This is a genomic window from Pseudomonas alkylphenolica (assembly GCF_004025535.1).
Taxonomy (GTDB): domain Bacteria; phylum Pseudomonadota; class Gammaproteobacteria; order Pseudomonadales; family Pseudomonadaceae; genus Aquipseudomonas; species Aquipseudomonas alkylphenolica_A.
On record NZ_QJRG01000044.1, the window covers coordinates 77,420 to 96,596 of the forward strand.

At 63.6% G+C, this 19,177-nt stretch carries 17 protein-coding genes; 8 read left to right on the forward strand and 9 right to left on the reverse strand.

Features of this window, described 5'->3' with window-relative positions; translation table 11 throughout:
* Positions 1 to 60: 60 nt before the first annotated feature.
* The gene (locus tag DM813_RS13130) at positions 61 to 1,008 is read right to left on the reverse strand and encodes a LysR family transcriptional regulator (RefSeq protein WP_128323825.1); all 948 of its coding nucleotides are present in this window, start codon (positions 1,006 to 1,008) and stop codon (positions 61 to 63) included.
* A 186-nt stretch (positions 1,009 to 1,194) separates the two neighbouring features.
* Here DM813_RS13130 and DM813_RS13135 point away from each other — a divergent pair, with 186 nt between their 5' ends.
* Genes DM813_RS13135 through DM813_RS13150 form a run of 4 tightly spaced genes read left to right on the forward strand, consistent with a single transcriptional unit; the run spans position 1,195 to position 6,001 of the window.
* Entirely contained in the window at positions 1,195 to 2,721 is a 1,527-nt protein-coding gene (locus DM813_RS13135; protein WP_128323826.1) for an efflux transporter outer membrane subunit, read from the forward strand.
* Positions 2,718 to 4,904, forward strand: a complete 2,187-nt coding sequence (locus DM813_RS13140; protein WP_128323827.1) for an FUSC family protein — start codon at positions 2,718 to 2,720, stop codon at positions 4,902 to 4,904. Before DM813_RS13135 ends, DM813_RS13140 begins: the two co-directional genes overlap by 4 nt.
* Positions 4,894 to 5,094: a DUF1656 domain-containing protein gene (locus DM813_RS13145; RefSeq protein ID WP_128323828.1), complete on the forward strand. Its 201-nt coding sequence runs from the start codon at positions 4,894 to 4,896 to the stop codon at positions 5,092 to 5,094. Before DM813_RS13140 ends, DM813_RS13145 begins: the two co-directional genes overlap by 11 nt.
* Before the next feature lie 10 nt (positions 5,095 to 5,104).
* The gene (locus DM813_RS13150) at positions 5,105 to 6,001 is read left to right on the forward strand and encodes an efflux RND transporter periplasmic adaptor subunit (RefSeq protein WP_128323829.1); all 897 of its coding nucleotides are present in this window, start codon (positions 5,105 to 5,107) and stop codon (positions 5,999 to 6,001) included.
* Here the strand turns inward: DM813_RS13150 and DM813_RS13155 are convergent.
* Complete coding sequence (locus DM813_RS13155; RefSeq protein WP_128323830.1) at positions 5,946 to 6,404, reverse strand: universal stress protein; 459 nt, start codon at positions 6,402 to 6,404, stop codon at positions 5,946 to 5,948. The two genes, DM813_RS13150 and DM813_RS13155, sit on opposite strands and share 56 nt — an antisense overlap.
* 165 nt (positions 6,405 to 6,569) lie before the next feature.
* Here DM813_RS13155 and DM813_RS13160 point away from each other — a divergent pair, with 165 nt between their 5' ends.
* From DM813_RS13160 to DM813_RS13175, 4 genes are all read left to right on the forward strand, one after another.
* On the forward strand, positions 6,570 to 7,475 hold the full coding sequence (locus tag DM813_RS13160) for a LysR family transcriptional regulator (protein WP_128323831.1): 906 nt from the start codon (positions 6,570 to 6,572) through the stop codon (positions 7,473 to 7,475).
* Between the two features lie 109 nt (positions 7,476 to 7,584).
* Positions 7,585 to 9,126, forward strand: coding sequence for an MFS transporter (locus DM813_RS13165; RefSeq protein WP_128323832.1), 1,542 nt, complete (start codon positions 7,585 to 7,587; stop codon positions 9,124 to 9,126).
* A gap of 22 nt (positions 9,127 to 9,148) precedes the next feature.
* A complete protein-coding gene (locus tag DM813_RS13170; RefSeq protein ID WP_128323833.1) occupies positions 9,149 to 10,219 on the forward strand; it encodes an HlyD family secretion protein in 1,071 nt (356 codons plus the stop codon).
* Entirely contained in the window at positions 10,216 to 11,709 is a 1,494-nt protein-coding gene (locus tag DM813_RS13175; RefSeq protein ID WP_128323834.1) for an efflux transporter outer membrane subunit, read from the forward strand. Before DM813_RS13170 ends, DM813_RS13175 begins: the two co-directional genes overlap by 4 nt.
* Here DM813_RS13175 and DM813_RS13180 read toward each other — a convergent pair.
* The 7 genes from DM813_RS13180 to DM813_RS13210 form a co-directional block, all read right to left on the reverse strand.
* Entirely contained in the window at positions 11,659 to 12,483 is an 825-nt protein-coding gene (locus DM813_RS13180; protein ID WP_128323835.1) for an SDR family oxidoreductase, read from the reverse strand. The genes DM813_RS13175 and DM813_RS13180 overlap by 51 nt on opposite strands.
* Before the next feature lie 80 nt (positions 12,484 to 12,563).
* The gene (locus tag DM813_RS13185; protein ID WP_128323836.1) at positions 12,564 to 13,028 is read right to left on the reverse strand and encodes a multidrug transporter; all 465 of its coding nucleotides are present in this window, start codon (positions 13,026 to 13,028) and stop codon (positions 12,564 to 12,566) included.
* Positions 13,029 to 13,191: 163 nt separating this feature from the next.
* Positions 13,192 to 14,643 carry a mannose-1-phosphate guanylyltransferase/mannose-6-phosphate isomerase gene (locus DM813_RS13190; protein WP_128323837.1) on the reverse strand — a complete coding sequence of 484 codons (1,452 nt, stop codon included), beginning with the start codon at positions 14,641 to 14,643 and terminating at the stop codon, positions 13,192 to 13,194.
* 34 nt (positions 14,644 to 14,677) lie between these two features.
* On the reverse strand, positions 14,678 to 15,325 hold the full coding sequence (locus DM813_RS13195; RefSeq protein WP_128323838.1) for an alginate O-acetyltransferase AlgF: 648 nt from the start codon (positions 15,323 to 15,325) through the stop codon (positions 14,678 to 14,680).
* 12 nt (positions 15,326 to 15,337) lie between these two features.
* Positions 15,338 to 16,495, reverse strand: coding sequence for an alginate O-acetyltransferase (locus DM813_RS13200; protein ID WP_128323839.1), 1,158 nt, complete (start codon positions 16,493 to 16,495; stop codon positions 15,338 to 15,340).
* 11 nt (positions 16,496 to 16,506) lie between these two features.
* On the reverse strand, positions 16,507 to 17,964 hold the full coding sequence (locus DM813_RS13205; RefSeq protein WP_128323840.1) for an MBOAT family O-acyltransferase: 1,458 nt from the start codon (positions 17,962 to 17,964) through the stop codon (positions 16,507 to 16,509).
* A 118-nt stretch (positions 17,965 to 18,082) separates the two neighbouring features.
* Positions 18,083 to 19,174, reverse strand: a complete 1,092-nt coding sequence (locus tag DM813_RS13210) for a mannuronate-specific alginate lyase (protein WP_128323841.1) — start codon at positions 19,172 to 19,174, stop codon at positions 18,083 to 18,085.
* Positions 19,175 to 19,177: the final 3 nt, after the last annotated feature.

Consider the following 19,177-nt stretch of genomic DNA (forward strand, 5'->3'; position numbering starts at 1 on the left):
GCGGGCGGTGGAGAATGGGTAGCACGCTATCATTCTACGCCGCCTCTGTGCAGCAAGATTTCAGTTGGCGATCCGCAGCTCGTGGGTCTTGAGGTCTGCTTCATGCGCCGCGAGGATTTCCGGCAACGAGTTGCGCAGGTACTCCACCCAGGTCTTGATCTTGGCATCCAGGTACTGACGCGACGGGTAGATCGCGTACAGGTTCAGCTCCTGCAGGCGGTACTCGGGCATCACCCGCACCAGCGAGCCGTCACGCAGGCCGTCGATCGCCGAATAGATCGGCAGCACGCCAACGCCCATGCCGCTACGGATCGCGGCTTTCATCGCATCCGCCGAGTTCACCTGGAAGGGCGCGTGGGTGATGTTGACCAGTTCCTGGCCCTCCGGGCCGTCGAACAGCCATTTTTCCAGCGGGATCACCGGGCTGACCATGCGCAGGCAGGCGTGCTTGAGCAGGTCGACCGGCTTTTGCGCGATGCCGTGTTGCCTCACGTAGTCGGGCGAGGCGCAGACGATGCTGTAGGTGATGCCCAGGCGCTGGGAGACGAAGCCCGAGTCCGGCAGCTCGCTGGCCAGCACGATGGACACGTCATAGCCTTCGTCTAGCAGGTCCGGCACGCGGTTGGCCATGGTCAGGTCGAAGGTGACGTCCGGGTGTGTTTCACGGTAGCGGGCGATGGCATCGATGACGAAATGCTGACCGACGCCGGTCATCGAATGCACTTTCAACTGCCCGGCCGGCCGCGCATGGGCGTCGCTGGCTTCCGCTTCCGCTTCCTCGACATAGGTGAGGATCTGTTCGCAGCGCATCAGGTAGCGCTTGCCCGCTTCGGTCAGCGCGATGCGGCGGGTGGTGCGGTTGAGCAGGCGGGTTTGCAGATGGGCTTCAAGGTTGGAAACCGCCCGCGAAACGTTCGCGGTGGTCGTATCCAGGTGCACAGCCGCGGCAGTAAAACTGCCGACCTGGGCTACGCAACTAAAAGCACGCATGTTTTGCAGGGTGTCCATGGGTCGCTCTCAAAGTAGACGACAAATTGTGACATGAAGTAACCGGGCCGGTCTTCAGACTAAAGCCGGATTATCGCCGTTTTCGTAACAAAGATTCGCAGTAATACACGCTTATCGCCAGTGCAACCGCCCCCTAGAATTGCGTCTCCAAGCGTCATCCACCTTTTACGTCGGGAATTTGCAGCTGTGCCGCGTCGCATCATCAGAGCGCTCAATGCGCTCAGTGTCTGTGCCTTTAGCTTGACCTTGAGCGGCTGTATCGGAACCTGGGGCATTGCCCCGCAAAGCAAGACGCTGCAAGCCAATACCCTGACCACCGACGAGGCGATCCGCGAGGCCGCCCGTGATGCCCACTGGCCAGCCCAGCAGTGGTGGCGCGCCTATGGCGATCCACAACTCGACCGCTGGATCGCCCTGGCCGTCAACGACAGCCCGAGCATGGCCATGGCCGCTGCACGGGTGCGTGAAGCCAAAGCCATGGCCGGCGTGGTCGAGTCTGCGGAGAAACTGCAGGTCAATGGCCAGTCGGCGATAAAGCGCCACAACTGGCCGGAAGACCAGTTCTACGGGCCGGGTGCGTTGTCCGGGGCCAATACCTGGGACAACAACGCCGCGCTGGGCTTCAGCTACGACCTGGACCTCTGGGGCCGTGAGCGCAATGCCAGTGAGCAGGCCGTGGACATGGCCCACATGAGCCCAGCGCAACTGCGCCAGGCCCAGCTGGAACTGCAGAACAACATCGTCAAGGTGTACATCCAGCTGTCTCTGCACTTTGCCCAGCGCGACATCGTCAAGGCCGAGCTCGAACAGCAGGAGCAGATCCTGGCGCTGGCCGAACGGCGCCTGGCCGGCGGCATCGGCACCCATTTCGAAGTCAGCCAGGCGCAAACCCCGCTGCCGGAAACCCACCGTCAGCTGGACGCGCTGAATGAAGAAATTGCCCTGGCGCGTAACCAGCTGGCGGCCCTGGCGGGCAAAGGCCCGGGGGAGGGCGCACAATTGCAGCGCCCGCAATTGACCCTCGGTGCCGCCTTGAAGCTGCCGTCGGCGCTGCCTGCCGAGCTGGTCGGCCAGCGTCCGGATGTGGTTGCCAGCCGCTGGCAGGTGGCCGCCCAGGCGCGCGGTATCGATGTCGCCCACGCCGGCTTTTTCCCCAATGTCGACCTGGTCGGCGGGCTGGGCTTCATGGCCACCGGTGGCGGCGCGCTGGAGTTCCTGACCGGGCGCAAGTTCAACTATAACGTGGGCCCGGCCATCAGCTTGCCGGTGTTCGACGGCGGCCGTTTGCGCTCGGAGTTGGGCGTCGCCTCAGCCGGTTATGACATTGCCGTGGCGCACTACAACCAGACCGTGGTCGAAGCGCTCAAGGGCATTTCCGACCAGTTGATCCGCCGCGAGTCGATGAACGAGCAGCAGCACTTTGCCGCCGAGTCGGTGGCCTCGGCGCAGAAAACCTACGACATCGCCATGATCGCCTTTCAGCGAGGCCTGACCGACTACCTGAATGTGCTCAACGCCCAGACCCTGCTGTTCCGCCAGCAGCAGATCCAGCAACAGGTCCAGGCTGCCCGCCTGACCGCGCATGCCGAACTGGTCACCGCCCTCGGTGGCGGGGTGGGCGCAGGCACCGATGTGCCGAGCGAAGATAAACAGCAAGCGCCGAAAACCCCGGCGACCCTGGCCATCTTCGACAAGCCGGGTCACGCCGAATGAGTGCCTTGACCCTGCCGTTTCGCTGGTTGGCCAGCCTTGAGTGGCGCCGGGGGTTCTTTGAGTGGGCACGTACCGATGGCGTGACCTGGGTGTATATCTTCAAGGTCCTCAGCGCGGCGTTTCTCACCCTGTGGCTGGCCATGCGCCTGGAGTTGCCGCAACCGCGTACGGCGATGATCTCCGTGTTCATCGTCATGCAGCCGCAAAGCGGGCATGTGTTTGCCAAGAGCTTCTGGCGGCTGCTGGGGACCTTGGCCGGTTCCTCGATGATGGTTGCGCTGATCGCCATCTTTCCGCAGAACACTGAACTGTTCCTGCCAAGCCTGGCGATCTGGGTGGGCCTGTGTTCGGCCGGCGCCATGCGCTACCGGACCTTCCAGGCCTATGGCTTCGTGCTGGCCGGCTACACCGCGGCGATGGTCGGCCTGCCGGCCCTGCAACACCCGGACGGGGCGTTCATGGCGGCAGTGTGGCGGGTGCTGGAAATCTCCCTGGGCATTCTGGTCTCGACACTGGTCAGCGCTGCGATTCTTCCGCAGTCGGCCGGTGCGGCCATGCGCAACGCCTTGTACCAGCGCTTTGGCGTATTCGCCGGCTTCGTGACTGAAGGGCTGCGCGGTGATAGCCAGCGTGACCGCTTCGAAAGCAGCAACGTGCGCTTTATCGCCGAAGCGGTGGGCCTGGAAAGCCTGCGCAACGTGACTGCCTTCGAAGACCCGCACATGCGTCGGCGCAATGGGCGGCTAGGGCGCATGAACAGCGAGTTCATGGCCATCACTACGCGCTTCAATGCTTTGCACCAGCTACTAGAACGCCTGCGTTTACGCGGCCCGCTGCAAATCGTCACTGCCATCGAACCGGGCCTCAACGCCTTGGCCGAATTGCTCGATGGCTACGCCGGGCGGGCCTTGACCAGCCCCGATGCGGCACGCCTGGCCGGGCAGCTGGCTGCCTACAAGGAAGGCTTGCCGGAGCGGGTGCGCAGTTTGCGCGCCGCGTATGTCGAAACCGGCCCGACCGACGCTGACCTGCTGGACTTTCATACCGCCTACGAACTGCTCTACCGCTTCGTCGATGACCTGCACAACTATGCGTTGACGCACGCCTCGCTGGCCGACCACAACCATGCCCGTGAGCAGTGGGACGAGCCTTACGTGGCGCAAACCAACTGGATGGTGTCGTTGGCTGCGGGTGTTCGCGCCTCGTTCATCCTGCTGGTGCTCGGCAGCTTCTGGATTCTCACGGCCTGGCCCAGCGGGGCGATGATGACCCTGATCGCCGCCGCCACGGTGGGGCTCTCGGCGGCCACGCCCAACCCCAAGCGCATGTCGTTCCAGATGGCCTGCGGCACCTTGCTGGGTGCCTTTGTCGGCTTCTTCGAAACCTTCTTTGTGTTTCCCTGGATCGACGGCTTCCCCTTGCTCTGCCTGGTGCTGGCGCCGGTGTTCGTGTTCGGTGCCTTTCTCGCATCGCGCCCGGCGTATGCCGGCTATGGCCTGGGGTTGCTGATTTTCTTCGGCACAGGTTCGGTACCGGACAACCTGACCGTCTACAACCCCTACAACTTCATCAACGACTACATCGCCATGGTCATCGGCATGCTGGTCTGCGCCGCCGCCGGGGCAATCATCCTGCCGCCCAACAGCCGCTGGTTGTGGCGTCGCCTCGAGCACGACCTGCGCAGCCAGGTGCTGTTTGCCATCAGCGGTCGTCTGCGCGGGCTGGGTTCGGCATTCGAAAGCCGTACCCGCGACTTGCTGCACCAGGCCTATGGCCTGGCGGCGGGCAAGCCGATGGTGCAGAGCAGTTTGCTGCGCTGGATGTTCCTGGTGCTGGAGGTGGGCCACGCGATCATCGAGCTGCGCAAGGAGCAGGCGATTCTGCCGGTTCACCCCTGCTACGCCGAGTCGCAACCCTGGCGCCAGGCGATCCGCGTCATGGGCCGGGCGTTGACCCGGCTGTTCCTGCAACCGAGCGCGAGCAATCACGAGCGTGCGCTGGTGGCGGTGGATCACGCCATCAGCCGGGTGCAGGCCACCGACGAACCCTTTGCCCGGCACTTCGACACCTCGGCGCTGCGCCGGGTGCAGAGTTACCTGCACTTCATCCGTACTTCACTGCTCGACCCCCAGTCGCCGCTTGCCGCCCTGGCCCCGGCCCAAGGACTGCCCCATGCCCCGTGAAATCGCCTTCCATGGCGTCTACATGCCGACCATGACCCTGATGTTCCTGTTTGCCGCCGGGCTTGCATGGGGCCTGGACCGCTTTATCGCCAGCGTCGATGGCTACCGCTTCTTCTGGCACCCGGCGCTGCTGCGCCTGTGCCTGTTTATCTGCTTGTTCGGTTCCATGGCCCTGACTCTCTACCGTTGAGACCCTGTTGATGAAAAAGTTTTTCAGCCTGATCGCCACCTTGCTCGTGCTGGCTGCTGCCGTGGTGATCGGCCGGCAGCTCTGGGAGCATTACATGAACACGCCCTGGACCCGGGACGGGCGGGTGCGTGCCGACATCATCAACGTCGCCGCCGACGTACCGGGCTATGTGGTCGATGTACCGGTGCGCGACAACCAGCTGGTGAAGAAGGGTGAACTGCTGATGCAGATCGACCCGGAGCACTACGAAGTTGCGGTCAAGCAGGCGCAGGCGCTGGTGGCATCGCGCAAGGCCACCTGGGAGATGCGCAAGGTCAACGCTCACCGGCGTGCCGACATGGACAACCTGGTGATCTCGCGGGAGAACCGCGATGACGCCAGCAACATCGCCAATTCGGCCCTGGCCGATTACCAGCAGGCCCAGGCGCAACTGGCCGCGGCCGAGCTGGATCTCAAGCGCACCCGCATCCTGGCCACCGTCGACGGCTACGTGACCAACCTCAACGTGCACCGTGGCGATTATGCGCGTACCGGTGACCCGAAGATGGCGGTGGTCGACAAAGATTCGTTCTGGGTCTACGGCTTCTTCGAGGAAACCAAGCTGCCGCATGTGAAGGTTGGCGACCAGGCCGAACTGCAGATGATGAGCGGTGAGCGGCTCAAGGGCCACGTGGAGAGCATTTCGCGGGGCATCTATGACCGTGACAACCCGGAGAGCCGCGAGCTGATCGCCGACGTCAACCCGACCTTCAACTGGGTGCGCCTGGCCCAGCGGGTGCCGGTGCGGATTCACATCGACGAAGTGCCGGAAGGCTTTTTGCTGGCGGCGGGGACGACCTGCACGGTGGTGGTCAAGCCGGTGAAAGACGCTCCGGCTGGCGCGAATCCACCAGCACCGGGCAGCTGACCTGATCGATGACCTTGCTGCTGATCGACGGATCCAGCAGTCGCCCCAGGCGGTTCAGGTGGCGGTGGCCCATGATGATCAGGGTGCAGTCGAGGCGCCTGGCTTCACTGACGATCGCCGTCACCGGGTCACCCTGAACCAGTCGCCCTTCAGCGTCGAAGCCCAATGCGCGAAGCTGCTGCACCGCGCTGTGCAGCGCCTGTTCGGCATGCCGCTGCTCATCGCTGGCCGCCGGAAATTCCTGTTGCTCGTACGCTCCGATCTCGCTCAAGGCAAAGGCGCTGTCAATCGCCAGCACCACCTGCAGGGGGTGAACCTCGGCCCGGCAGTACTGCCGGGCAAGTTCCAGCAAGCCGTGGCAGGCACTCGAGCCATCGATGGCGATCAACACGGTACGGGTCATGCAGGGCTCCACTGGGCAAGGGACGAACCGCCCATTGTTGGCCATGCACTGGCGCGGATAAAGCCCTTGGGCTGCACTGTGTAGTTGCGTCTGACGCAACCCGGAAGGCGCTGCCAAGCTGTTAACATCATTGCTTGTTCACCCCTTGCTGATGGATACCTGGCCATGCAGATCCCGGATATGAACCTGTTGGTTGCCCTTGACGCCCTGCTCGACGAAGGCAGTGTGGTGGGGGCCGCGCGGCGCATGAATCTGAGCCCTGCAGCCATGAGCCGGACCCTGGGGCGAATCCGCGATGCGATTGGCGACCCGATCCTGGTGCGCGCCGGTCGCGGCCTGGTGCCCACACCCCGGGCGCTGGCCCTGCACGAGCAGGTGCGGGCGCTGGTCGAGCAGGCCGGGCTGGTGTTTCGCAGCCGCGAGGAAGTCGATCTGAGCACCCTCGACCGCGCCTTCAATATCCGCACCAACGACTTGTTCATTGCGCTGTACGGTGCCCAGTTGCTGCACATGATGCATGAGCAGGCGCCGCATACGGTGCTGCGCTTCGTGCCCGAAGGCGGTACGGACGACGACGCGGTGTTGCGCGACGGGCGCACCGACCTGATCGTCAGTTCGACCATCGACCTGGGCCCGGAAATCAAGGTGCAGAGCCTGTTCAACACCATCTACGTTGGCCTGGCACGTCAGGATCACCCGATCTTCGATGGCGAAATCACCCCCGAGCGTTTCGCCGCCTACCCGCAGATCAGTGTGTCGCGCCGGGGCCGGGCCAATGGCCCGATCGATATCGAACTGGGCAACTACAAGGTGCAACGGCGTGTGGCGCTGATCACCCCGAGTTTCCACTCGGCGATGTTCTCCCTGCCGGATTCCGACCTGCTGCTGCCGATGCCGGCGAATATTCTCAGCAGTGTCACCAAGCTGGGCTTGCCGTTGCGCTCGTTCCGCATTCCGCTGCCGATGGAGCGTGTCACCGTGATGCAGGCCTGGCACCCACGTTTCGACAACGACCCGGCCCATCGCTGGCTGCGCCAGACCCTGAGGGCGTGCTGTAGCGACAGCGCGTAACGGACGGATTGCGTTTGCTGCACTAGTAAACTGCCAATATGTCAGTTTTCGTCAGCATTAACGCTTCATAGACTTCTGGCGGTGGTTATTCCCGTTCCAGAGGCCCTTGATGAGTTCGTTGACTGCGCAGCCTGTTGCTGCCGCCCCCGCGCCTGTGGCCGCACCTGCAGCAACGACCGGTTTTGGCCTGCGCATTGTGGTCGGGCTGCTCGGCGTGTTGCTGGCGGTGTTGTGTGCCGGCCTCAACGAAATGGTCACCAAGGCATCGCTGGCCGATATCCGTGGCGCGATGTTCATCGGCGCCGACGAAGGCGCCTGGCTGATCGCGGTGTACGCGGCGGCTTCGGTGTCGGCCATGGCCTTTTCGCCCTGGTTGGCGGTGACCTTTTCCCTGCGCCGCTACACGCTCTGCGCGATCAGCGCCTTTGCACTGCTGGGGCTGTTGCAACCCTATGCGCCGAACCTGTCGAGCCTGATGCTGCTGCGCATTCTGCAGGGCCTGGCGTCTGGCGCATTGCCGCCGATGTTGATGAGCGTCGCCCTGCGTTTCCTGCCGCCTGGCATCAAGGTCTACGGCCTCGCCGGCTATGCCCTGACCGCCACCTTCGGGCCGAACCTGGGCACGCCGCTGGCGGGGTTGTGGACTGAATACGTCGGCTGGCAGTGGGCGTTCTGGCAGATCATTGCCCCGTCGATGCTGGCCATGGTCTGTGTGGCCTGGGGCCTGCCGCAGGACCCGCTGCGCCTTGAGCGCTTCAAGCAGTTCGACTGGCGCGGGCTGTTGCTCGGCCTGCCGGCGATCTGTTCGCTGGTCATCGGCCTGACCCTGGGTGACCGCTTGGGCTGGTTCGACTCGCGAATGATCTGCTGGCTGCTCGGCGGTGGGGTGCTGTTGCTGGTGCTGTTCCTGTACAACGAGTGGTCGGAGCCGTTGCCGTTCTTCAAGCTGCAGATGCTCAAGACGCGCAACCTCACCCACGCCCTGGTGACCTTGTTCGGCGTGCTGATCGTGCTGACCGCGGTGATCCTCATTCCTTCCAGCTACCTGGCACAGATTCAGGGCTACCGGCCGGCACAAACCGCGCCCTTGTTGTTGCTGGTGGCCGTGCCGCAACTGCTGGCCCTGCCGCTGACTGCAGCACTGTGCAATATCCGCGCGGTCGACTGCCGCTGGGTGCTGGCCGCCGGGCTGGGCATGCTGGCGCTGTCGTGCGCGCTGGGCACGCAACTGACCAGCGTATGGATTCGCGACAATTTCTACCTGCTGCAGATGCTGCACATTTTCGGTCAGCCGATGGCGGTGTTGCCGCTGCTGATGCTCGCCACCGGTGGCATGACCCCGCAGGACGGCCCGTTCGCATCGGCCTGGTTCAACACGGTCAAGGGCCTGGCTTCGGTAGTGGCAACCGGGTTGCTGGAGGCGCTCACCACCCTGCGCCGGCATTTTCACTCGAACATGCTGGTCGACAATCTGGGCAACTCGCCACTGGCCGACGGCACGGCGCCGGGGCTGGCGTCACGCATTCACGAGCAGGCGCTGGTACTGACTTCGGCGGACCTCTACCTGTGCATGGCGCTGCTGGCTGCGGCGCTGATCATGCTGATTCCTTTTGTCCCTACACGGATCTACCCACCGCGTGCGGTGGCCTAGTGCACTGCTTCGAGAGCCTTTCATGACGACTGTAACGACCCATAGAAAAACCGCCTTGATCGTCGCCGCGCTAGCCGTTGCCGGCGTGCTCGGGATTGCCGGCCCGTTGTTGCTGGGCAGCGCTGATGAGCAAAGCACCAACGACGCCTATGTCTACGCTGACTACACCGTCATCGCGCCGAAAGTGCCGGGTTTTATCAAGCAGGTGCTGGTCGAAGACAACCAGCAGGTCAGCGCCGGTCAGGTATTGGCCCTGATCGACGACCGCGACTACCAGGCCGCACTGGCGGCGGCGCAGGCGCAACTGCTGGTGTCGACCGCCCAGCGCCACAACGCCCGGGCCACGCTGGAGCGCCAGGCCTCGTTGATCGACCAGGCGCAAGCTGCGGTCAGCGCTGCCCAGGCCGAGACGGCGTTTGCCGACCACGAGCTGACGCGCCATAGCCGCCTGGCCGAGCAGGGCGCCGGTACCGTGCAGAATGCCCAACAGGCCCGCAGCAGGGTGGACCAGGCCCGCGCCCGGTTGGCCAACGCCCAGGCGGCGCTGGCCGCTGCCCGCAAGCAGGTGGACATTCTTAGCGCCGAAGTCGACAGCGCCGAAGGGGGCCTCAAGCATGCTCAAGCGAGTCTTGAACGCGCCGAGCTCGATCTGTCCTACACGCGGATCGTTGCGCCTATCGACGGGATGGTCGGTGAGCGCGCGCTGCGCGTGGGCGCCTACGTCAATCCGGGGGCACGCCTGCTGTCGGTGGTGCCGCTTGCGCAGGCCTATGTGGTCGGCAACTTTCAGGAAACCCAGCTGACCCACGTGCAGCCCGGGCAGCCGGTGCTTATCGAGGTCGATACTTTTGCCGGCGAGCCGTTGCACGGTCACGTCGAGAGTATTGCCCCGGCCACCGGCGTTACCTTCGCGGCGGTCAAGCCGGACAACGCCACCGGTAACTTCACCAAGGTGGTGCAGCGCATTCCGGTGAAAATCGTCTTTGATGCTGATCAGGCGATGTTGCAGCGCTTGCGGGTGGGCATGTCGGTGGTGGCAAAAATCGACACAGGCGCCACCCTCGCCACGGGTAAAAAGGTCAGCGCCCGATGAACGCTGTGCGTACGTTGAGCCTGTTGTTACTGAGCTTGCTGGCTGGCTGTACCCTGGGCCCGGATTTTCATCCGCCTGCCAGCCAGGCGCCGGCGAACTGGGCCGCCTTGCAGGAAACGCCGGCAGCGAGTCAGCCGCTGGCCGAGCCGATTGAGCAGCGCTGGTGGGAGACTTTCCATGACCCCATGCTCAGCGCCTTGATCGAGCGTGCCAGCCAGCACAACCTCGACCTGCAGATCGCCAGTGCGCGGGTGCTGCAAAGCCGCGCGTTGCGCACCAGCGTTGCTGCCGAACAAACCCCGGCAGTCGATCTTGGCGCCGGCTACAACCGCGCACGCAACAGCGCTGAAGGTCTCAACGACCCTTCCGGCAACGGCGGCAAATCCGCCTTCAACCTCTGGCAGGGCGACCTGACCGCCAGTTGGGAACTGGACCTCTGGGGCCGCGTGCGCCGCCAGGTGGAAGCCGCCGATGCGGTGGTCGAAGTGGCCGAGAATGACCGGCGTGGCGTGTTGCTGTCGTTGCTGGCGGAAACCGCAGGCAACTACATCCAGTTGCGGGCGGTTCAGGGCACCTTGAAGGTGACCCGGGAAAACCTCGAGGTCTCGCGCCACAGCCTGCAGCTGTCGCAAATGCGTTTGCGTGACGGCGTCGCCACCGACCTGGACGTGGCCCAGGCCAGCGCTCAGGTCGCCTCGCTCGAAGCACGCTTGCCAACGCTGGAAGAGCGTCAGGCACAGTTGATCAATGCCTTGAGCCTGTTGCTGGCCGAACCCCCACGCAGCTTGCAGGCCGAATTGCTGGTGCCGGGTGCCATGCCGGCACCCGAGCAAACTTTTGCCATTGGTGTCCCTTCGGAACTGGCGCAACGGCGGCCGGACATTCTCCAGGCCGAGGCCCGGCTGCATGCAGCCACCGCCAGCATTGGCGTGGCCAAAGCCGATTTCTATCCGAGCATTCGCCTGTCGGGTTCCATGGGGTTTCAGTCGCTGCAGTTGTCGGATTTTGCCGGGTGGGATTCGCGCCGCTTCGGCATCGGCCCACAGCTGAGCCTGCCGATTTTCGAAGGCGGGCGCCTGAAGGGCGTGCTCAAGTTGCGCGAAGCCCAGCAGCAGGAGGCCGCCTTGCGCTACCAGCAGGTGGTGCTGGGCGCCTGGCATGAAATCGACGATGTGCTGCGCCGCTACAACGCCGGCCAATTGCGTCGCGAGCTGTTGGCAGAAGCCGTGCGGCAGAACCGCATTGCCTTGCACACTGCCCAGCAGCAGTACATCGAAGGCGCCGTGGACTTTCTCAATGTACTGAGCGTGCAGGGCGCGTTGCTGGCCAGCGAGGAACAGTGGGTCGACAGCTCGGCGGCGGTGTCCCAGGCCCTGGTGGGTTTGTACAAGGCACTGGGCGGTGGCTGGCAGGCATTCGACCCGCCAAGCATGCCGTCGCTACAGCGGACGGCTAAGGCCGAAACGCTTTTTCAGTACGCTGTCCAGTAACCCCCGGGGCAACCAGCGCGCCAGCAGCGGCAGTGCGCGGCTGCCGTTGCCCAAGCGAACCAGCGGCGGGGTCGGGCGCTTTTCCACCGCCGCCAGCAGGCCCTGGGCGAAAACAACGGCGGAGGTCGGGCGGTCCTGGGAGGCGCGGGCGCGGGCGTGAATCTGTTCACGCAACGGCCACCAGGGTGAGTTGGCCGCCAGGATCTGCTCGGCCTGGGCTTGCGCATTATCGGCAAACTGCGTGGCAATCGCCCCCGGCTGAACTTCCATGACGCGGATGCCCATGGGCGAAAGCTCAAGGCGCAGGGCGTCACACAGCGCATGCACCGCCGCCTTGGAGGCGCAGTAGGCGCCGGCAAACGGCGTCACCAGCACGCCGGAGACGCTGCCGATGTTCACCACCAGGCCCTTGTTGCGACGCAGGGCCGGAAACAGTGCACGGGTGACGCCGACCAAGGCAAACACGTTGGTTTCAAACTGGCGCTGCATGGCGTCGACGCCGCCATCGAGCAACGGGCCCATGGCGCCGTAGCCGGCGTTGTTGATCAGCACATCGAGGCCGCCGTGGGTGCTTTCAATGGCTTCGGCCAGCGACTCTAGGGCGCTGGCGTCGTTGACATCCAGCTGGCGGCCAACGAAACCGGCTGCTTGCAGCTGGGCCACGTCTTCGGGTTTGCGTGCCGTGGCCCAGACGGTGTGGCCGGCATTCTTGAACGTGTCGGCCAGGGCGCGGCCGATACCGCTGGAGCAACCGGTGATAAGCACGATGGACATGAACAGGCCTGCTGATCGGGAAAGATGCACCGATCATACGACAAGTCGCCTGGTGCATTTGTGCCAGATCCTGCGAATGGCTAGTTGGCGAAGCTGCCTTGCATGCGCTCGGCACGAAACTCCAGGGTTTGCGGGCGGTAGCCGGCGCGCAGCGGTGGGAGGGGCAGGCATTCCTGCCAGGTGGCACCTGCTTGCAGTTCGCCGGGGCCGCGGTAGCGCGGAGCGGAATAGGTATTTTCAGCCAGGTTGACGGTGTCGCCGGGGGCATAGGCGGCGATGCGCCAGTTCAGTTCCACCAGCGGTACATCATTGCCGTTGTTCATCTGCACACGCAGCGGGCGGTCGGCGGGGCAGTCTTGCGGGGCATAGGACAGGCGCAGTTCCAGGCGCGCCAGCTGGCTGGCTTCACGGTTGTCGAGCCAGACCACCCACAACGCCACCAGGCCCAGGCCGAACAGGGCCGAGAGGGAGATGGGCAGAGCCTTTGCCGGATAGCGCAGCAACAGGACCAGCCAGGTGAGGATGAGCAGGGCACCGATAAACATGGAGCACGCCTTGTGTGCGGGTGTGCTTTCATCCTAACCGTAAAAAACGTCTGGTGGGATGACCTGCAGGAGCGGATTCATCCGCGAAAGACTGCAACGCGGCCAGTCTTTCGCGGATGAATCCGCTCCTACAGGCGATTGCGGTGCCTGTAGAAGCGAAGTTTTACTGCGCGATGGTCTTGATCGAGATACCGCGTTCGAGCGGCGTCGAGCGCCCGTAGATGTCTTCGAAGCGTTCGATGTCGTCCTCACCCAGGTAGCTGCCCGACTGCACTTCAATGATCTCCAGCGGGATCTTGCCCGGGTTGCGCAGGCGGTGCACCGAGGCAATCGGAATGTAGGTGGACTGGTTTTCGGTGAGCAGGAAAACGTTCTCGTCGCAGGTCACCTCGGCAGTGCCGGACACCACGATCCAGTGCTCGGCGCGGTGATGGTGCATCTGCAGCGACAGGCAGGCGCCCGGCTTGACGGTGATGTGCTTGACCTGGAAGCGCCCGCCCATGTCCACCGAGTCGTAGGAACCCCACGGCCGGTACACTTCGCAATGGTTCTGGGTTTCGCTGCGGCCCTGTTCATTGAGGGTGTTGACCAGCTGTTTGACGCCCTGGACCTTGTCCTTGTGGGCAATCATCATGGCGTCCTTGGTCTCGACCACCACGATGTTCTCAAGGCCGATCACTGACACGAGCTTGCCGTTGCCGTGGATCATGCAGTTGCGGCTGTCTTGCACCACGACGTCGCCTTTGGTGACGTTGCCGTTGCTGTCCTTCTCGTTCACTTCCCAAAGCGATGACCAGCAACCGACGTCGCTCCAGCCGGCGCTGAGCGGCACCACGCAGGCGCGTTGGGTCTTTTCCATCACCGCGTAGTCGATGGAGTTGTCCGGGCAACAGGCGAAGGTGGCTTCGTCGATGCTCAGGTTGTCGCCGTCTTCCTCGCTGCGCTCAAGTGTCAGCACGCAGGTGTCGTAGATGTCCGGATCATGTTTTTTCAGCTCTTCGAGGAAGCGGCTGGCGCGGAACAGGAACATGCCGCTGTTCCAGAAGTAACCACCGGCCTGAACAAACTCGTTGGCACGTTTTTCATCCGGCTTCTCGACGAACTGGGCAACGCGGCTGACTCCTTCGGGCAGCAGCGCATCCTGGCTCGAGCGGATGTAACCGTAACCGGTTTCCGGCTTGGTCGCCGGCACTCCGAACAGCACCATCTCGCCACGCTCGGCCGCCACCGTGGCCAGGGCCAGGGCACGTTGCAGGGCTTTCTGGTCGTCGATCACGTGGTCGGCCGGCAACACCAGCATCAGTTCGTCACGGCCTTCGTTGACCAGCTTCATCGCGCTCAGCGCCACGGCCGGTGCGGTGTTGCGGCCGAAGGGTTCCATGAGGATGCCCTGGGTTTCGAGTTTGAGCGTTTGCAACTGCTCGTTGACGATGAAGCGGTGATCTTTGTTGCAGACCACGATGGGCGCGTCCATGCCCTCGAACACCAGGCGCGACAGGGTTTGCTGGAACAGTGTGTGCTCACCGGTCAGGGCCAGGAACTGCTTGGGGAACTGCTTGCGCGACAAAGGCCACAGACGCGAGCCGCTACCACCGGAAAGAATGACTGGAATCATGAGTGTTCTCCGAAATTAGAAAATAGGCAGGTGATTAACGGGTCGATACCGGGCGCTTGACCCAGACCGGCGACAGGTTGCTGCCGGAGCCGGTGACGTACAGCACCGCTGCTTCGCCGCGCTCCAAAGCCACAGGCTTCAGGTCGCTGACTTTTTTATCGCCTTCATACAGGGCCAGGCTGACCTTGACCGGGTTGATCTCGCGTTCGCCACGGGCTTTGGCGGCAACCGGCTTGACCACTTCGGTCTTGCCGTCGGCGGTTTTCAGGGTCAGGGCCTGGTCACTGAGGTTCTGCACGCGTACCAGGGATTTCTGTTTGTTCTTGAAGGGTGGCTCCTCAACCAGCTGCGGCTTGCCCGAAGCGTGGTTGACCAGGGTGTAGTAGTGATCGGAGGCAAGCTTCACCGGCACGCTCTGGCTACCGAGCGTGGCGCTGTAGTCGCCTTGCGGCATGAAGCTGAAATCGCTGCTGGCCTGGGCGGCGACGTTGTCGATGCGGGTGTTGCCGACACTGGCGCTGACCGCCTGGTTACCGGCGTTGTAGATGCGCACGAAGGTCGAGCCTTTCGGTGCGCTGGGGCCGTACAGGGCGGCATCGGCGCCAGCGAAGGCCTGCAGCGAGAGCAGGCTCATACCGGCGGTCAGGGCAAAAGCTTTGGCAATACGGTGCTTGGTGGTCATGTGCGTTTCCTCTCAGTGTTCCGTCCGATTGGACGACAGGGCCAGGTCTTGATTGGCATTTCGGGTTTTTTTCAGCTGTGCGATCCACTGCGGATCGAAGTCGCTGAGGTCGCTTTTCATTGGCAGATAACGTTCCGGGAACTCCCAGATCAGCACTTGCGGGGCGCTGGCCTTGAAGGCATCGCTTTGCAGGTACTTGAGCATCGGCAGCAACGGGCCATGGCCGTCTTCGGCGTAATTGACCACGTCGCTGCGCAGCGCCTGTTGCAGGGCGCCAAGGAAGTTCCAGTGCGGGTTGGCGCTGTAGCTGGTGCCGACCAGCGCCACCGGGATTTCTGTGTCGGCGAACAACGCATCGCCGCTGTCGGCGTTGGTGGCTGCCGGGCGGGTGCTGCGTTGCTGCAGGGTGTCGGGTGGCGGCAGCAGGTTGCTGAACAACGGGTCGAGCGGCAGGAAGTTGGTCAGGTCGCCCTTGTATGGCGCACCGGCCTGCTGCTCGGTGACGAACAGCTGTGGCTCGCCGCTGAGCAGGTCCTGGCGGTTGACCGCTTCGGCCAGGTGCTGGGCGACCACTTCTGCGCCCATCGGCGTCCAGTGCGTGTCGGTGCGCAGGAACACCTGGCCACGGGTCTTGGCGGTGGTCAGCGGTGCCAGCAGGTCGGGCGCAAAGACGCCGGCCTGACGGGCCTGGGCATGGAACTCGTTGTACAGGTCGTCATGCAGGCTGGCCGGGGTTTGCTCGCCCAGGTATTCGCTGTACAGGCGCGCCTTGGCCGGGACGATCGCCAGCACCAGTTGCACGCCATGTTGCTGCAGGGTGTCGCGTACGCCGCGGATCAGCGCGAGGTTTTCCTGTTCGTACTGGTCGCTGTTGGCGACCGGCTTGAACTCTTCGTCGCTGAACAGCCACTGCTCGCGGCCTAGCACTACGCCCGGACGGCCTTCGTTGAAGACCTTGAAGTCCAGCGCGGCCCAGAGGTTGGTACCGATGCGCTTGAGCGGGAACTGTTCGTCGTAGTGGGTCTCGGCGGCCTTGGCCAGCTTGCCGTCGAGCACGCTCATTTGCGCGGTGCGCTGGAAGCCGTTCAAGCCCCCCAGCGACCACACCCCCAGGCCCAGCAGCAGGGCGAGGAACAACACGGAGTAGAGTTTGCGTAATGATCGGGTCATGGTCGGCTCACTCAGAACTGGAAGTAGAGAAACGGCGAGTAGCTTTGCGCCGAAAGTTTGAGGATCGAGGCGACAAACAGCAGCAGCACCAGCGCGCGGGTGACATACAGGCCCCAGTCCAGGCTCAGGCTACCGTCGGCATGCACGGCCACCGGGCTGGCTTTGGCGCTGGGCTTGGCGTTGCGGTAGAAGTCGCGCAGGCCAAAGAACGCCAGCGTGACGTAGGCCACCGCCAGGGTTGCCACTTGCAGGCTGGTGAGGTTGGCGCGGTTGAGTTCCGACAGCTGCCAGTCGGCGAAGCTGAACATGGCGCCGTACATGCGGGCGGCGACGTCGAGGTTTTCGGCGCGGAAGATCACCCAGCCGACCACCACCAGCAGAAAGGTGAACGCCCACTTGATCGGGTTGAAACGCTGCGGGTTGGTGTCCAGGCCCAGGGCCCGCTCGATGGCCAGCCACATGCCGTGCCAGGCACCCCAGATGATGTAAGTGAAGTTGGCGCCGTGCCACAGGCCGCCCAGCAGCATGGTCAGGAACAGGTTGCGGTAGGTGGCGACGGTGCCGCCGCGGTTGCCGCCCAGGGTGATGTACAGGTAGTCGCGCAGCCAGGTCGACAGGCTGATGTGCCAGCGCCGCCAGAACTCGGTGATCGACTGGCTGATGTAGGGCTGCTTGAAGTTCTCCATGAAGCGAAAGCCCATCATCAGGCCCAGGCCGATGGCCATGTCGCTGTAGCCGGAGAAGTCGAAGTACAGCTGCGCGGTATAGGCCAGCGCACCCAGCCAGGCATCGCCGGTGGTCGGGTTCTGCAGGGCAAAGCAATGGTCGGCGACCACCGCCAGGGTGTCGGCGATGAAGACTTTCTTGATGAAGCCCTGCATGAACCGCGTGCAGCCCTCGGAGAATTTATCCAGGGTGTGGGTGCGGTGGTTGAACTGGTCGGCGAGGTCCTTGAAGCGCAGCACGGGGCCGGCGATCAGGTGCGGGAAGATCGCCACGAACGCGGCAAAGTCGATCAGGTTGCGTGTGGCCGGGGTGTCGCCGCGGTACACGTCGATGATGTAGCTGATCGACTCGAAGATATAGAACGAGATACCGATCGGCAGCAGCACGTGGGTGAGGATGAACGGTTCAAGCCCGAACGAGGTCATGATCGCATTGATGCTGTCGACACCGAAGTTGGCGTACTTGAAGTAGCCGAGGATGCCCAGGTCGACGGCCACGCCGAGCAGCAGCCAGCGCTGGGCCGGTTTGCTGCGCACGCCGGCGGTGCCGACTTTCAGGCCGATCCAGTAGTTCCACAGGGTGACCCCGGCGAACAGCGCGAGGAAGTCCACCCGCCACCAGGCGTAGAAGATGTAGCTGGCCAGCAGCAACAGTGCGTTGCGATAGCGTTGCCCGCTCAAGTAGTACAAGCCGAGAAAGATCGGCAGGAACAGGAATAGGAACACATTGGACGAGAACACCATCCCGATCTCTCCTTGTCGTTATTCACAATCGGGGCAGCAGCCCCCCAAACCCCCCACAAAAAATGAGGGGGACCGAAACACTGTGGGAGCGGGTTTACCCGCTCCCACAGGTACTGCGTTATTGCTTCTCGTACACCCGTGTCACATCACCGCCGAGGCGGAAACTTTTGAACGGCTGCATGTCGTGCTTTTTCTTCAGTGCGCTCGCGCTGCACGAATAGAGGCTGCACCACGGTTCCAGCCAGGCGTACTTGCTGTCGATCTTCAGGTCGGTCATGTCCTGCTTGTCGCCGTTCTTCGCCTTGAACGCACTGGGGTCATCGGCCCCTGACAGCACCCGGTCACCCAGGCGCTTGAGCGCGTTGTTGTTCTCGGCCCGCACGTCGACGCCATTGGCCTGAGCGAAGCTGGCGATCATCGCCAGGGGCGGCAGGGCGTAGTTGTGATAAGCCAGTGCGCGCTGCTTGCGGTGCAGTTCGTTGGGCAGGAAGCCCTGCGCATCCACCTGGTTGGCGCCGACCTTGTATTCCTTCACCGCCCAGTCGAACAGGTCACGCCGGTCCGTCGCCACGGCAGTGGCCATCACCGACCAGGCCGCCCAGTACGAGTGGTTGTTGATCTTTGCCAGCGGCAGGTCGCTCCAGTCGCTGACCACCTGGTCGGCGAGGCGCCCGAACCATTTCTCGATCTGCTCGGCCTGGGCCTGGTGCGCGGCCAGCGGCTGCGAGTTGGAGAACTTCAGGCGCAGGTACGCCGAACTCATGCTGCCCAGCGCCCATTTGCGCATCGATTTGCCGGTGTGGTTGAAGTCCTTGGACATCAGTGCATCGGCCTGGGCCCAGGTGCCCAGCAACTTCAGGGTGCAATCGAGCTGTTGCGGGCGGCCGTCACGCATGTACTGCATCACCTGCTTGCTCACGCCGCGCTCAAGGCTGGTGATGTCGGCGGTGGAATCGCGAAAGGCTTTTTCCGAGGCCTTGTTCAGTGTTGCCCGGGCCTTGTCCGAACCTTCGTATTTGCTGCGAAACTGCAACGAGCCGGTGTACGGCGTCGGCACGGCTTCGCACTTGAAGTCGCCCGGGCCGCTCTTGAGCTTTTCGATCCCGGCGTAATACCCCTGCGGCGGGACCAGCCCCGCGGCCTGCGCGGCCGGGCCGAACAGGGCCAGGGCGAGCAGGCCGGGAGCGGCGATCTTGCAGAAACTGTTCATAAG